This is a genomic window from Kitasatospora sp. NA04385 (genome assembly GCF_013364235.1).
Classification (GTDB): Bacteria; Actinomycetota; Actinomycetes; order Streptomycetales; family Streptomycetaceae; genus Kitasatospora.
The window spans coordinates 2,087,416-2,101,974 of record NZ_CP054919.1 but is presented as its reverse complement, the minus strand read 5'-3'; the positions used below and the strand labels follow the sequence as shown (position 1 = coordinate 2,101,974).

General features: G+C 72.5%; 13 protein-coding genes. All 13 read left to right on the top strand.

Annotated elements, in window-relative coordinates:
* The first annotated feature begins 20 nt into the window (after positions 1–20).
* The 13 genes from HUT16_RS09115 to HUT16_RS09055 all read left to right on the top strand — a co-directional run bounded on the left by HUT16_RS09115 (position 21) and on the right by HUT16_RS09055 (position 14,512).
* Complete coding sequence (locus HUT16_RS09115) at positions 21–1,580, top strand: UDP-N-acetylmuramoyl-L-alanyl-D-glutamate--2,6-diaminopimelate ligase (RefSeq protein ID WP_176187198.1); 1,560 nt, start codon at positions 21–23, stop codon at positions 1,578–1,580.
* A complete protein-coding gene (gene murF, locus HUT16_RS09110) occupies positions 1,577–2,980 on the top strand; it encodes a UDP-N-acetylmuramoyl-tripeptide--D-alanyl-D-alanine ligase (RefSeq protein ID WP_176187196.1) in 1,404 nt (467 codons plus the stop codon). The genes HUT16_RS09115 and murF overlap by 4 nt, the downstream gene beginning before the upstream one ends.
* On the top strand, positions 2,977–4,038 hold the full coding sequence (gene mraY, locus HUT16_RS09105; protein ID WP_176187194.1) for a phospho-N-acetylmuramoyl-pentapeptide-transferase: 1,062 nt from the start codon (positions 2,977–2,979) through the stop codon (positions 4,036–4,038). The genes murF and mraY overlap by 4 nt, the downstream gene beginning before the upstream one ends.
* On the top strand, positions 4,023–5,465 hold the full coding sequence (murD, locus tag HUT16_RS09100; protein ID WP_176187192.1) for a UDP-N-acetylmuramoyl-L-alanine--D-glutamate ligase: 1,443 nt from the start codon (positions 4,023–4,025) through the stop codon (positions 5,463–5,465). The genes mraY and murD overlap by 16 nt, the downstream gene beginning before the upstream one ends.
* 247 nt (positions 5,466–5,712) lie before the next feature.
* Entirely contained in the window at positions 5,713–6,954 is a 1,242-nt protein-coding gene (gene ftsW, locus HUT16_RS09095) for a putative lipid II flippase FtsW (RefSeq protein ID WP_254898273.1), read from the top strand.
* Between the two features lie 6 nt (positions 6,955–6,960).
* Positions 6,961–8,067 carry an undecaprenyldiphospho-muramoylpentapeptide beta-N-acetylglucosaminyltransferase gene (murG, locus tag HUT16_RS09090; RefSeq protein WP_176187188.1) on the top strand — a complete coding sequence of 369 codons (1,107 nt, stop codon included), beginning with the start codon at positions 6,961–6,963 and terminating at the stop codon, positions 8,065–8,067.
* A complete protein-coding gene (locus HUT16_RS09085) occupies positions 8,060–8,833 on the top strand; it encodes a cell division protein FtsQ/DivIB (protein WP_176187186.1) in 774 nt (257 codons plus the stop codon). The genes murG and HUT16_RS09085 overlap by 8 nt, the downstream gene beginning before the upstream one ends.
* A gap of 334 nt (positions 8,834–9,167) precedes the next feature.
* On the top strand, positions 9,168–10,394 hold the full coding sequence (ftsZ, locus tag HUT16_RS09080; protein WP_176187184.1) for a cell division protein FtsZ: 1,227 nt from the start codon (positions 9,168–9,170) through the stop codon (positions 10,392–10,394).
* Positions 10,391–11,125, top strand: a complete 735-nt coding sequence (gene pgeF / locus HUT16_RS09075; RefSeq protein ID WP_176187182.1) for a peptidoglycan editing factor PgeF — start codon at positions 10,391–10,393, stop codon at positions 11,123–11,125. Before ftsZ ends, pgeF begins: the two co-directional genes overlap by 4 nt.
* Positions 11,122–11,910, top strand: coding sequence for a YggS family pyridoxal phosphate-dependent enzyme (locus HUT16_RS09070; RefSeq protein ID WP_254897722.1), 789 nt, complete (start codon positions 11,122–11,124; stop codon positions 11,908–11,910). Before pgeF ends, HUT16_RS09070 begins: the two co-directional genes overlap by 4 nt.
* Before the next feature lie 195 nt (positions 11,911–12,105).
* Entirely contained in the window at positions 12,106–12,726 is a 621-nt protein-coding gene (locus HUT16_RS09065) for a cell division protein SepF (protein ID WP_176187180.1), read from the top strand.
* 78 nt (positions 12,727–12,804) lie between these two features.
* Positions 12,805–13,095, top strand: coding sequence for a YggT family protein (locus tag HUT16_RS09060; RefSeq protein ID WP_014135258.1), 291 nt, complete (start codon positions 12,805–12,807; stop codon positions 13,093–13,095).
* Between the two features lie 46 nt (positions 13,096–13,141).
* Positions 13,142–14,512: a DivIVA domain-containing protein gene (locus tag HUT16_RS09055; protein ID WP_176187178.1), complete on the top strand. Its 1,371-nt coding sequence runs from the start codon at positions 13,142–13,144 to the stop codon at positions 14,510–14,512.
* Positions 14,513–14,559 lie beyond the last annotated feature (47 nt).

Here is a 14,559-nt window from a genome sequence, read left to right as displayed (position 1 = left end):
GGGCCGATAGCCTTCCGGCCGTGCCGAAACCCGATCAAACCCCCGCGAGCCCGCCCCGTCCCGGCCGTACCGCCGCGCTGCCCCTCGCCGAGGCGGCCCGGCTGCTCGGACTGGCCCCCGTCGAGGCCCCCGAGAGCGCCGCGCGCGAAGTCACCGGCGTCACCCACGACTCCCGGGCGGTGCGGCCCGGCGACGTGTACGTGGCCTTCCCCGGCGCCAACCACCACGGCGCGGCGTTCGCCGACGCGGCCGCCGCGTCCGGCGCGGTCGCGGTGCTCACCGACGCCGCCGGGGCCGAACTCGCCGCCGGCACCGGGCTGCCGCTGCTGGTGGTGGACAGCCCGCGCGAGGTGATGGGCGCGCTGGCCGCCGCGGTCTACGGGGCGCCCAGCGAGGGCATGCTGATGATCGGTCTGACCGGCACCAACGGCAAGACCACCACCTCGTACCTGGTGGAGGGCGGCCTGCGCGGGGCCGGCCGGCTGGCCGGCGTGATCGGCACCGTCGAGATGCGGGTCGGCGAGGAGCGGGTCAAGTCCGAGCGCACCACCCCCGAGGCCACCGAACTGCACGCCGTGCTCGGCGTGATGCGCGAGGCCGGCGCGGACGCGGTGGTGATGGAGGTCTCCAGCCACGCGCTGGTGTACGGCCGCACCGACGGCGTGGTCTACGACGTCGCGCTGTTCAACAACCTGACGCCGGAGCACCTCGACTTCCACCCCGACATGGAGGACTACTACCGGGCCAAGGCCCGGCTGTTCGAGCCCGGCAAGTCCCGCCACGGCGTGGCCAACCGGGACGACTCCTACGGCCGCCGGCTGGCCGGCGAGGCCCGGATCCCGATGACCACCTTCTCCGCGTCCGGCGACCCGGCCGCCGACTGGCGGGCCGTCGACGTCCAGCCCGGCCCGTCCGGCTCGACGTTCCGGGTGGTCGGCCCGAACGGCGAGCAGGCCGACGCCTCGGTGCCGCTGCCCGGCCCGTTCAACGTCTCCAACGCGCTCGGCGCGATCACCGTGCTGGTCACCGCGGGCGTCGACCTGGCCGCCGCGGTGGCCGGGGTGGCCGCCGTCCCCGGGGTGCCCGGCCGGATGGAGAAGGTCGAGGCCGGCCAGGACTACGTCGCCGTGGTCGACTACGCCCACAAGCCGGACGCGCTCAGCTCCGTGCTCGCCTCGCTGCGCGAGGTCACCAAGGGCCGGCTGCACGTCGTCGTCGGCTGCGGCGGCGACCGCGACCCGTACAAGCGCGCCCCGATGGGCGCCATCGCCGCCCGGCTCGCCGACACCGCCGTCCTCACCAGCGACAACCCGCGCTCCGAGGACGCGCTGACGATCCTCGCCACCATGCTCACCGGCGCCGCCGAGGTGCCCGAGCAGGAGCGCGGCGAGGTGCTCGCCGTCCCCGACCGGAGCGAGGCCATCGCGCTCGCCGTCGCCCGCGCGCACAGCGGCGACACCGTGCTGGTCGCGGGCAAGGGCCACGAGCTGGGCCAGTACGTGAAGGGCGAGGTCCGCCCGTTCGACGACCGACAGGTCCTGCGGACCGCGATCGAGCAGCTCATGGAGGTAGACCGGTGATTGCCCTGACCCTGGCCGAGGCCGCGCAGGCCGTCGGCGGCACCCTCGACAGCGCCGACCCGCAGGCGCCGATCACCGGCGCGGTGGTCACCGACAACCGGCAGATCGAGCCCGGCGGCCTGTTCGTGTGCGTGCACGGCGAGCGCGTCGACGGCCACGACTTCGCCGCCGCGGCCGTCGCCGACGGCGCGGTCGCGGTGCTCGCCACCCGGCCGGTCGGCGTGCCCGCGATCCTGGTGGACGACGTGGTGGTCGCCCTCGGCCGGCTCGCCCGTGCCGTGGTCGCCCGGTCCGCGGACGTCCGGATCGTCGGCCTGACCGGCTCGGCCGGCAAGACCTCCACCAAGGACCTGATCGGCCAACTGCTCACCAAGCACGGCGAGACGGTCTTCCCGGCCGGCTCGCACAACAACGAGATCGGCCACCCGCTGACCGCGCTGCGGATCAGCCCGACCACCCGTCACCTGGTCATGGAGATGGGCGCCCGGCACAAGGGCGACATCGAGTACCTGACCGGCATCACCCCGCCCACCGTCGGCCTGGTCCTCAACATCGGCACCGCCCACCTCGGCGAGTTCGGCTCCCGCGAGGCCATCGCCGAGGCCAAGGGCGAGATGGTGGAGGCGCTCTCGCCCGAGGGCGTCGCCGTCCTGAACGCCGACGACCCGCTGGTGCGCGCGATGAGCAGCCGCACCAGGGCCCGCGTCGTGCTGTTCGGCGAATCACCGGACGCGCACGTCCGGGCCACGGACGTTCGCCTGGACGCCACCGGGCGGCCGCAGTTCACGCTCAGCACCCCGGCCGGTTCCGCACCCGTGCAGCTGCGCCTGTACGGTGAGCACCACGTCTCGAACGCCCTCGCCGCCGCCGCGGTGGCGGTGGAGCTCGGGATGCCCGTCGACCGCGTCGCCGAAGCACTCAGCGAGGCGGGTGCGCTGTCCCGCTGGCGCATGGAGGTGGTCGACCGGGCCGATGGCCTCACCGTCGTCAACGACGCCTACAACGCGAACCCGGAGTCCGTGCGGGCCGCGCTGCGGGCTCTCGCGACGATGGCGGGCACCGGCCCGGAGCGCCGCCGCACCTGGGCGGTGCTCGGTGAGATGCGGGAGCTCGGCGAGGACAGCCTCGACGAGCACGACACCATCGGACGGCTCGCGGTACGGCTCGACATCACCAAGCTGGTGGCGGTCGGCGGACGCGAGGCGGCCCGGATGGAACTGGGCGCGAGGAACGAAGGTTCGTGGGGTGAGGAGTCGGTGCTGGTGTCCGACGCGGACGCGGCGATCGAGCTGCTGCGCAGTCAGGTGCGGCCGGGGGACGTGGTCCTGGTGAAGGCCTCCCGTTCGGTGGGTCTGGAGAAGGTCGCCGAGGCGCTGCTCGCGGACGGTGCCGCGAAGTGAAGCAGATCCTCTTCTCCGGCATGATCGGCCTGGTGCTGACCCTGCTCGGCACCCCCGCGCTGATCAAGTTGCTCGCCAGGAAGGGCTACGGCCAGTACATCCGGGACGACGGCCCCAAGGCGCACCACAGCAAGAAGGGCACGCCCACGATGGGCGGCATCGCCTTCATCCTGGCCACCCTGATCGCCTACTTCGCGACCAAGGCGATAACGGGCGAGATGCCCAGAGCCTCCGGCCTGCTGGTGCTGTTCCTGACCACCGGCCTGGGCCTGGTCGGCTTCCTGGACGACTACATCAAGGTGGTCAAGCGCCGCTCGCTGGGCCTGCGGGCCAAGGCGAAGCTGCTCGGCCAGTCCTTCGTCGCCCTCGCCTTCGCCATCCTGGCGATGCAGTTCAGCGACAGCCGCGGCCTGACCCCGGCCTCCGACCACCTGTCCTTCGTGCAGGACTTCAAGTGGTCGATCGGCCCGGTGCTGTTCGTCATCTGGGCCTACTTCATGATCGCCGCGATGTCGAACGGCGTGAACCTGACGGACGGTCTGGACGGCCTGGCCACCGGTGCCTCGGTGATGGTCTTCGGCGCCTACACCTTCATCGGCCTGTGGGAGCACGGCCAGAACTGCGCCTACGCGATCAAGGCCACCGCCTCCTGCTACGACGTCCGCGACCCGCTGGACCTCGCCGTGGTCGCCGCCGCGCTGATGGGCTCCTGCTTCGGCTTCCTGTGGTGGAACACCTCGCCCGCGAAGATCTTCATGGGCGACACCGGCTCGCTCGCCCTCGGCGGCGCGCTGGCCGGCCTGGCCATCGTCTCCCACACCGAGCTGCTGCTCGCGATCCTCGGCGGCCTGTTCGTGATCATCACCCTTTCGGTGATCATCCAGGTCGGCTCGTTCCGGATGACCGGCAAGCGCGTTTTCAAGATGGCACCGCTCCAGCACCACTTCGAGCTCAAGGGCTGGAGCGAAGTCCTGATCGTCGTCCGGTTCTGGATCATCCAGGGCCTGTGCGTCGCGGTCGGACTCGGACTCTTCTACGCGGGATGGGTGACCAAGTGAACAACCCGGAGTGGGCCGGACTGCCGGTCGTCGTCGCAGGACTCGGCCTCTCCGGGATCAGCGCCGCCCGGGTCCTGCACGGACTCGGCGCGCGCGTCACCGTCGTGGACGGCGGGGACGGCCCGGGCCTCGCCGCCAAGGCCGCCCCCCTGGCCGAACAGGGCGTCACCGTTCGCCTCGGCGACGGTGCCACCCTGCCCGGGGGCACCGCCCTGGTCGTCACCTCGCCCGGCTGGGCCCCCGACAGCCCGCTGTTCGCCGCCGCCGCCGAGGCCGGCGTCCCGGTCTGGGGCGACGTCGAACTCGCCTGGCGGCTGCGCACCCCGCACCCCGCCACCGGCGAGCCCGCCCCCTGGCTGGCCGTCACCGGCACCAACGGCAAGACCACCACCGTCCAGATGCTGGCCTCCATCCTCACCGCGGCCGGCCGGCGCACCGCCGCCGTCGGCAACGTCGGCGTCTCGGTGCTGGACGCCGTGCTGGCCGAGGAGCCGTACGACGTGCTGGCCGTCGAACTCTCCAGCTACCAGCTGCACTGGGCGCCCTCGCTGCGGGTGCACTCCGGCGCGGTGCTCAACCTCGCCCCCGACCACCTCGACTGGCACGGCTCGATGGAGGCGTACGCCGCCGACAAGGGCCGCATCTACGAGGGCAACCAGGTCGCCTGCGTCTACAACCTGGCCGACCCCGCCACCGAGGCGCTGGTCCGCGCGGCCGACGTCGAGGAGGGCTGCCGCGCCGTCGGCTTCGGCCTGGAGGCCCCCGCCGTCTCCAACCTCGGCGTGGTCGACGGCCTGCTGGTGGACCGGGCGTTCGTCGCCGACCGGGCCGCGTCCGCCGCCGAACTCGGCGCCGTCGCCGACATCGACCCGCCGGCCCCGCACAACATCGCCAACGCGCTGGCCGCCGCCGCGCTGGCCCGCGCCTACGGCGTCGACCCCAAGGCCGTCCGGGACGGGCTGCGCGCCTTCACCCCCGACAAGCACCGGATCGCGCACGTCGCCGAGGTCGACGGCGTCACCTACGTCGACGACTCCAAGGCCACCAACACCCACGCCGCCGCGGCCTCGCTGGCCGCCTACCGGCCCGTGGTGTGGATCGCCGGCGGCCTCGCCAAGGGCGCCACCTTCGACGAGCTGGTCGCCGCCGCGGCGCCCCGGCTGCGGGCCGCCGTGCTGATCGGCCAGGACCGGCAGCTGATCCGCGAGGCGCTGGAACGACACGCCCCGCAGGTCCCGGTCCTCGAGCCCGCACCGGGCCAGACTGGCGCCGGGGCGATGGCCGCGATCGTCGCCGCCGCGGCCGCCGCCGCGCAGAAGGGCGACACCGTCCTGCTGGCGCCCGCCTGCGCCTCGATGGACATGTTCACCAACTACGGTGAGCGCGGGGACCAGTTCGCCGCCGCCGTCCGGGCGCTGCTGCCCTGAGCGACGCACCACCGGGCCGCGCCCGCCGGCGGCTCACCGCCCCGGGCGCGGCCTCGCCGTCGGAGGACCCCGGCGCGTTCCCGTCCGTGCCCCGAACCGTGACCCGAACCGTGAGGAGCCCGTGGTGCCGACCAGGGAGAAGGAGCCGCCGCAGGGCCTCCAGCTGATCTCGGCGACCACCACCACCTTCAAGTCCGCCGGGCCGGTCGCCCGCTTCCGGGCCGCCCGGGAGCGCTTCGGGTACCTGATGGCCCGCCCGCTGACGCCCTACTACCTGATCCTCGGCGCCTCGCTGCTGCTGGTGGTGCTGGGCCTGGTGATGGTGTTCTCCGCCTCGCAGAGCGTGGTGGTGGAGTACGGCCTGCCGATGACGTTCTTCTTCCGCAAGCAGCTGGTCGCCCTGCTGCTCGGCGGCGCGATCGCGGTGGCGCTGACCAGGGCCCCGGTCCGGGTGCTGCGCACGGCCGTCTACCCGCTGCTGTTCGGCGTGGTGGGCGCGCTGGTGCTGGTGGCCGTTCCCGGGGTGGGCGTGCGGATCAACGGCAACCGGAACTGGATCAGCCTGGGCTTCTTCCAGATCCAGCCGTCCGAGTTCGCCAAGCTCGCCCTGCTGCTGTGGGCGGCCGACCTGCTGGCCCGCAAGCAGCGCACCCACATGCTCGACCAGTGGAAGCACCTGCTGATCCCGCTGGTGCCCGGCACCGTCGTGCTGATGATGCTGATCATGATCGGCGGCGACATGGGCACCACCATGGTGCTGATCGCCATGCTGTTCGGCCTGCTCTGGATGGTCGGCGCCCCGCTGCGGCTGTTCGCCGCCACCCTCGGCATCGCGGTGGTCGCCTGCACCGCGCTGATCATCACGGTGCCGCACCGCCTCGGCCGGCTCTCCTGCGTCGGCGTCACCAAGCCGGACCCGAGCCTGGACTGCTTCCAGGCCCTGCACGGCCTGTACGCCCTGGCCGCGGGCGGGCCGTTCGGCTCCGGGCTGGGCGCCGGGGTGGAGAAGTGGGGACAGCTGCCGGAGGCCCACACCGACTTCATCTTCGCCGCCACCGGCGAGGAACTCGGACTGGTGGGGACGCTGTCGGTGCTCGCGCTCTTCGCGGCACTAGGCTACGCGGGTATCCGAGTGGCCCTCGGCACCACGGACCCGTTCGTGCGGTACGCGGCGGGCGCCGCCACCACGTGGATCATGGCTCAGGCCGTGGTCAACCTGGGGTCGGCGCTGGGACTCCTGCCCATCGCGGGCGTCCCGCTGCCGCTGTTCTCGTACGGCGGTTCCGCGATGCTGTCGGCCATGTGCGCCGTCGGGCTGCTGCTGTGCTTCGCACGCAGTTCCCCGGCGGCGAAGGCAGCGCTGGCTGCCCGGCCCCGCAGATGGCGAAAAGGGGCCAACTCCCGGTTCGGGCCAGTCCTGGACCGGGTGCTGCCAGGTAGGAAAACCACAGCGCGCAAGGCCGCCCGGCCGCCGCGCAGGGAGCGGTGAATTTCGGTGCATGTCGTACTCGCCGGCGGCGGGACCGCCGGTCACATCGAGCCGGCCATGGCGCTCGCGGACGCGCTGCGCAGGCACGACCCGTCCGTCGGGATCACCGCCCTCGGCACCGAGCGCGGCCTGGAGACCAGGCTGGTCCCGGAGCGCGGCTACGAGCTGGCGCTGATCCCGGCCGTGCCGCTGCCCCGCAAGCCCACCCCGGAACTGATCACCGTGCCGGGCCGGCTGCGCGGCACCGTGCGCGCCGCCCAGGAGGTCATCGAGCGGGTCAACGCGGACGCGGTGGTCGGCTTCGGCGGCTACGTGGCGATGCCCGCCTACCTGGCGGCCAAGCGGGCCGGCGTGCCGATCGTGGTGCACGAGGCCAACGCCCGCCCCGGCCTGGCCAACAAGATCGGCGCCCGCTACAGCGACTTCGTCGCGGTCTCCACCCCGGACTCCAAGCTGCGCGACTCCCGCTACATCGGCATCCCGCTGCGCCGCACCATCGCCACCCTGGACCGCGGCACCGTCCGCCCGGAGGCCCGGCACTACTTCGGCCTCGACCAGCGGCTGCCCACCCTGCTGGTCTCCGGCGGCTCGCAGGGCGCCCGCCGGCTCAACGAGACGGTGCAGGCGATCGCGCCCCGGCTCCAGCAGTACGGCGTGCAGATCCTGCACGCGGTCGGCCCGAAGAACGAGCTGCCGACCATCGACGACATCCCGGGCATGCCGCCGTACCGGGCGCTGCCGTACCTGGACCGGATGGACCTGGCGTACGCGGCGGCCGACATGATGCTCTGCCGGGCCGGCGCGATGACGGTGGCCGAGCTGGCCGCGGTCGGCCTGCCGGCCGCGTTCGTTCCGCTGCCGATCGGCAACGGCGAGCAGCGGCTGAACGCCCAGCCGATGGTGAAGGCGGGCGGCGGCCTGCTGGTCGACGACGCCGAGCTGACCCCGGACTGGGTGCTGAAGAACGTGCTGCCGGTGCTGACCGACCCGGCCAGGCTGTGGGAGATGTCGCGCGCCGCCGCCGAGTTCGGCCGCCGGGACGCCGACGACCTGCTGGTGCAGATGGTGTACGAGGCGATCGAGGCCAGCCGCAGCGGCCGGCGCCGTGGCTGACGAGGAGTACGAGGAGGAGCTCGGGGAGGACGGCGAAACCGCCCGTCCGACCCGGCTCCGGCTGTCCCGGCGAGGCGTCGTGGTGCTGGTCGCGCTGGGCGCGCTGGTGCTCGGCGGCCTCGGCTGGACGGTGTTCCTCTCCTCGGTGCTGGACGTCCGCGGGGTGGCCGTCCAGGGCCTGGACTCCGGCCGGCTGACCCAGCAGGACGTCGAGCGGGCGCTCGGCGACACCGCCTCCGGCCCGCTGGCCCGGGTCGACCTGGACGCGGCCCGGGCCGCGGTGGCCAAGGTCCCCCGGGTCGCCTCGGTCGAGGTCTGGCGCGGCTGGCCGCACACCCTGCGGGTGAAGGTGACCGAGCGCCGACCGGTGGCGGCGATCCAGCGCGACGGCGGCGGCTTCGTCCAGGTCGACGCCGAGGGTGTGGAATTCGCCACTGAGCCCGGGCCCCCGCCCGGGGTCCCGGTGGTGGCCCTCGAACTGAGCGGTCCGGCCCAGGACGCGGTGGCGGTCATCGACCGTCCGGCCCTGGTCCGCTCGGCGATCACGGTGGCCGCCGGACTGCCGCCGGACGTGGCGAAACAGGCCGGTTCGCTCACGGTCTACTCCTACGACGACATCCGGCTGCGGCTGGCCTCCGGCGCGACGGTCCGCTGGGGCAGCGCCGAGGACACCCCGCGCAAGGCGAAGGTGCTGACCGCACTGCTCGGTCAGAAGGCGTCGAATTACGACGTGAGTGCGCCGGATGCCCCGGCGGTGTCGGGTTGATCCGGTAAGTTCTGTCCCCGGGGGCGGTATTGACGGAGCCACGGCTCCGGTCCGACCCTTGGTGGTCACCCCGGTTTCACCGAGGGGTCGATGATCACATAGGCTCAAAAGAAAAAGGGAAGCTCGGCGTGTTCGTTGAAACACGCGCCGGTTGCGACCTACTGTCCTGTGTCAACGAGCTGTGCTCGACACCGAGGTGACACGGGCACAGCCATAACCCTCAACCTCAAGTTTAGGGTTCGGGTTGGAACCACGTGCTTCCCACCCATCGACATCCGTCGGCCTTCACAATCCAGGGGAGCCGACCCGGAAATTCGAGGCGAGAGGCCCCGACGTGGCAGCACCCCAGAATTACCTCGCGGTCATCAAGGTCGTCGGCATCGGCGGCGGCGGAGTCAACGCCATCAACCGGATGATCGAGGTCGGGCTCAAGGGCGTCGAGTTCATCGCGATCAACACCGACGCCCAGGCGCTGCTGATGAGCGACGCCGACGTGAAGCTGGACGTCGGCCGCGAGCTCACCCGCGGCCTCGGCGCCGGCGCCAACCCCGAGGTCGGCCGGAAGGCCGCCGAGGACCACCGCGAGGAGATCGAGGAGGTCCTCAAGGGGGCCGACATGGTCTTCGTGACGGCCGGCGAGGGCGGCGGCACCGGCACCGGCGGCGCGCCCGTGGTGGCCAACATCGCCCGCTCGCTCGGCGCCCTGACCATCGGCGTGGTCACCCGCCCGTTCACCTTCGAGGGCCGCCGCCGGGCCAACCAGGCCGAGGACGGCATCGCCAGCCTGCGCGAGCAGGTCGACACCCTGATCGTCATCCCGAACGACCGGCTGCTGTCGATCTCCGACCGCCAGGTCTCGGTGCTGGACGCCTTCCGCTCCGCCGACCAGGTGCTGCTCTCCGGCGTCCAGGGCATCACCGACCTGATCACCACCCCGGGCCTGATCAACCTGGACTTCGCCGACGTCAAGTCGGTCATGTCGGACGCCGGTTCGGCGCTGATGGGCATCGGCTCGGCCCGCGGCGAGGACCGCGCCAAGGCCGCCGCGGTGATGGCGATCTCCTCGCCGCTGCTGGAAGCCTCCATCGACGGCGCCCGCGGCGTGCTGCTCTCCATCTCCGGCGGCTCCGACCTCGGCCTGTTCGAGATCAACGAGGCCGCCCAGCTGGTCAGCGAGGCCGCCCACCCGGAGGCGAACATCATCTTCGGCGCGGTCATCGACGACGCGCTCGGCGACGAGGTCCGGGTCACCGTGATCGCCGCCGGGTTCGACGGCGGCCAGCCGCCGGCCATCGTCCGCGAGCCGGTGGTGAAGTCCACCTCCTCCTCCGCCTCCACCGCGTCCTCGACCCCGGCCGCCGGCTCCGACCGCCCGGCCGGCCGGCCGTCCTACGGCTCGATCGGCTCGGTCACCCGCCCCGAGGAGCCGGCCCGCCCGGCCGAGACCCCGGCCCCGGTGACGGCCACCGCCCCGCCGGTGCCGCCGCAGGTCCAGCCGGTGCACCGGCCGTACGTCGAGAGCCCCGCCGAGGAGCTCGACGTGCCGGACTTCCTCAAGTGATCCACGCGTTCTCCCGACACGGTGCTCACTTCGCCTCCACCACCCGGTGGGGCGGGGTGAGCACCGCGCCGTACGGGGAGCTCAACCTCGGCGGCGCAGTGGGCGATTCGCCCGAATCCGTCAAGCAGAACCGTTTCCTCGCGGCCCGGGAGCTGGGGCTGGATCCGGCCGATGTGGTCTGGATGAACCAGGTGCACGGCGCCGAGGTGGAGGTGGTGACCGGGCGCCAGCCCGAGGGCACCGCCCCGACCGTCGACGCGGTGGTCACCGACCGCCCGCTGGCCCTCGCGGTGCTGACCGCCGACTGCACCCCCGTGCTGCTGGCCGATCCCGCCGCCGGGGTGGTCGGCGCGGCGCACGCCGGACGCCCGGGCCTGGCCGCCGGGGTCGTCCCCGCGGTGCTCGCCGCGATGCGCGCCCTGGGCGCCCGGCCCGAGCGGATCCGCGCCGCCGTCGGCCCCGCGGTCTGCGGCCGCTGCTACGAGGTGCCGGAGGCGATGCGCGCCGAGGTCGCCGCGCTCGTCCCGGCCGCGCGGGCCGAGACCTCCTGGGGCACCCCCGCGCTGGACGTCCCCGCGGGGGTCGCCGCGCAGCTCGCCGAGGGGGGCGTGCAGGATGTGGTCCGATCATCCGTCTGCACCCTCGAATCACCGGACCACTACTCCTACCGTCGGGAGCAGCGGACCGGCCGACTCGCGAGCTACGTCTGGCTGGGGCCCTCACACTCATGACGAACGACATCTACGGTCCGTTCCCGGGCGGAGCCGCCTTCGCCGCCGCGCTGACCGAGGGGCAGCGCGCCCGCTACGAGCAGCTCGGCGCCAACCTCGACGTGGTCGAGCGCCGGATCGCCGACGCCTGCGCCGCGGCCGGCCGGCCGCGCGCGGAGGTCACCCTGATCGTGGTGACCAAGACCCACCCCGCCGAGGACACCGCGCTGCTCGCCGGGCTCGGCGTCACCGACGTCGCCGAGAACCGCGACCAGGACGCCGCCCCCAAGGCCGAGTCGTGCGTCGAACTCCCGCTGACCTGGCACTTCGTCGGCCAGTTGCAGACCAACAAGGCCCGCTCGGTGGTCCGTTACTCCGACGTCGTGCACTCGGTGGACCGCGCCCGGCTGGTCGACTCGCTGGCCGCGGCCGTCCGCAGCGCCGAACGCCCGCCGCTGGGCTGCCTGGTGCAGGTCGCCCTGGACAAAGAGGCGGGCGAGGGGGAGCACCGGGCCGGGGTGGCCCCCGCCGAGGTGCGCGCACTGGCGGAGAAGATCGCCGACACGCCCGGGCTGCGACTGGACGGTGTGATGACGGTCGCACCGCTCGCGGGCCCGCTGGCGGGCGACCCGGCGCGCGCCTTCGCGCGGCTGGCGGAAATCGCAAGCGACGTACGCGCGACCCATCCGGCTGCAACCATGGTCTCGGCAGGGATGAGCGGGGACTTGGAGCAGGCCATCGCCGCCGGAGCGACACACGTACGCGTCGGTACGGCGGTGCTCGGAGTGCGGTCACCGCTCGGGTAACGTCACCGAGTAAGTAGATCAGACTGCAGGACAAAATAGGACAGAACCTAGCAGATGATCAGTCTGCTGGTAAACCGTGGATCGCATCCGAGCGCACACTCCGCGGTCTGACGGACCGTCGGCCTGACAGGTCGTAAGAGGACCGCGGCATCCGCAGGGCGACACGGTGGGCGCATGAGCGGAGGAGACAGCAGCATGGCCGGCGCGATGCGCAAGATGGCGGTCTATCTCGGTCTGGTCGAGGACGAGACCTACGACAGCCAGGGGTACGACCCCGACGACGACTACGACGCGGATCCGGAACCGATCCGCACCGGCCGGACCGAGGACCTCCGGGCCGCGGCCCCCGCCCCCGCCGCACCCGCCCCGCAGCCGGCGCCCGTGGCCCACATCGCGCCCCAGCCGGTGCCCGCCGCGGTGCCGATCCGGCAGGAGCAGCCGCGGATGGCCCCCGTGTCGTCCATCACATCCGAGCGCCACCGCAACCTGGAGAAGAGCACCCCGGTGATCATGCCCAAGGTCGTCAACGAACGAGAGCCCTACCGCATCACCACGCTGCACCCGAGGACCTACAACGAGGCCCGTACCATCGGGGAACAGTTCCGCGGCGGCACCCCCGTGATCATGAATTTGACCGAGATGGACGACACGGACGCCAAGCGGCTCGTAGACTTCGCCGCTGGACTGGTCTTCGGTCTGCACGGCAGTATCGAGCGCGTGACGCAGAAGGTGTTCCTGCTGTCGCCTGCTAACGTCGATGTCACGGCGGAGGACAAGGCTCGGATCGCCGAGGGTGGGTTCTTCAACCAGAGCTGACCCGAACCCACGACCACACGTGTGGGTCTGTTGACAGAGCGTCACTGACGGAACGTCGGCCAGGGAGAGGGAGACGCGATGGGGATCTTCGGTTCGGTGCTCTACTGGGTGCTGACCGTGTTCCTGCTGATCCTGCTCTTCCGGCTCGTCATGGACTGGGTGTTCCAGTTCGCCCGTTCATGGCGTCCTGGGAAGACCATGGTCGTGGTGCTGGAGGCCACGTACACTGTCACAGATCCGCCACTCAAGCTTCTTCGGCGTTTCATCCCGCCGTTGCGTCTCGGGGGCGTGGCGCTCGACCTGTCCTTCTTCGTACTGATGATCATTGTGTATGTCCTGATCTCGCTCGTGCAGCGCCTGTCGTTCTGAACGATGCGACAGGATGCCGGTCCGACGATCACGTTGAGGTGAAGAGATGCCATTGACCCCCGAGGACGTTCGGAACAAGCAGTTCACGACCGTCCGGCTGCGCGAAGGCTATGACGAGGACGAGGTCGATGCCTTCCTCGACGAGGTCGAAGCCGAGCTGACCCGCCTGCTGCGCGAGAACGAGGACCTGCGGGCCAAGCTGGCCGCCGCCACGCGTGCCGCCGCGCAGAACCAGGCCAACATGCGCAAGGAGCAGCAGGCCCCGCAGGACGGCGGCCGCCCCGGCGCCCCCGTCCCCGCCGCCATATCCGGCCCGCCGGTGCCCGGCCAGCAGGGCCCCGGTCCGCAGCAGCTCGGCGGCCCGCAGCAGCTCACCGGCCCCCAGCAGGGCATGGGGAACCAGCAGGGCATGGGCAACCAGCAGGGCATGGGCAACCAGCCGCTCGGCCTGCCCTCCGGTGCCCCGCAGCTGCCCGCCGGCCCGCAGCAGGGCATGGGCAACCAGCAGGGCATGGGCAACCAGCAGGGCATGGGGAACCCGATGGGCAACCCCATGCAGCAGCAGATGGGCCAGACCATGGGCGGCCAGCAGCAGCTGGTCCAGCCGATGGGCGGCCAGATGCTGCAGCCGATGGGCAACCCGATGCAGCAGCAGATGGGCCAGACCATGGGCGGCCAGCAGCTGCAGCCGATGGGCGGTCAGCAGCTCCAGCCGATGGGTGGCCCGATGGGCAACCCGATGCAGCAGCAGGCCCCCGGCGGCGACAGCGCGGCCCGCGTCCTGGCGCTCGCCCAGCAGACCGCGGACCAGGCCATCTCCGAGGCCCGCTCCGAGGCCAACAAGATCGTCGGCGAGGCCCGCAGCCGCGCCGAGGGCCTGGAGCGGGACGCCCGCGCCAAGGCCGACGCCCTGGAGCGGGACGCCCAGGAGAAGCACCGCGTCGCGATGGGCTCGCTGGAGTCCGCCCGCGCCACGCTGGAGCGCAAGGTCGAGGACCTGCGCGCCTTCGAGCGCGAGTACCGCACGCGCCTGAAGTCCTACCTGGAGACCCAGCTGCGCCAGCTGGAGTCGCAGGCGGACGACTCGCTCGCCCCGCCGCGGATCCCCGCCACCGCTTCGCTGCCGCCGGCCGCGTCGTCGATGGCGCCCGCCGGTGCCAGCGCGATGTCCTCCCCGGCGCCGTCCTTCGGCTCCTCCCCGTCCTTCGGCGGGAACCAGTCGTTCGGCGGCTCCTCCTTCGGCGGCTCCTCCGGTGCCCCGTCCTTCGGCGGCGGCTCCGCGAGCAGCAACGGGGCGATGGCCCCGGCGGGCATGACCCAGCCGATGGCGGCCGTCCGTCCGCAGCCGCCGCAGCCGATGCAGCAGGCTCCCGCGCCGATGCGGGGCTTCCTGATCGACGAGGACGGCGACAACTAGCAGGACCGCAGCGCGCAACCGAAAGGGCGCCCTTGGCCATCGCGGCC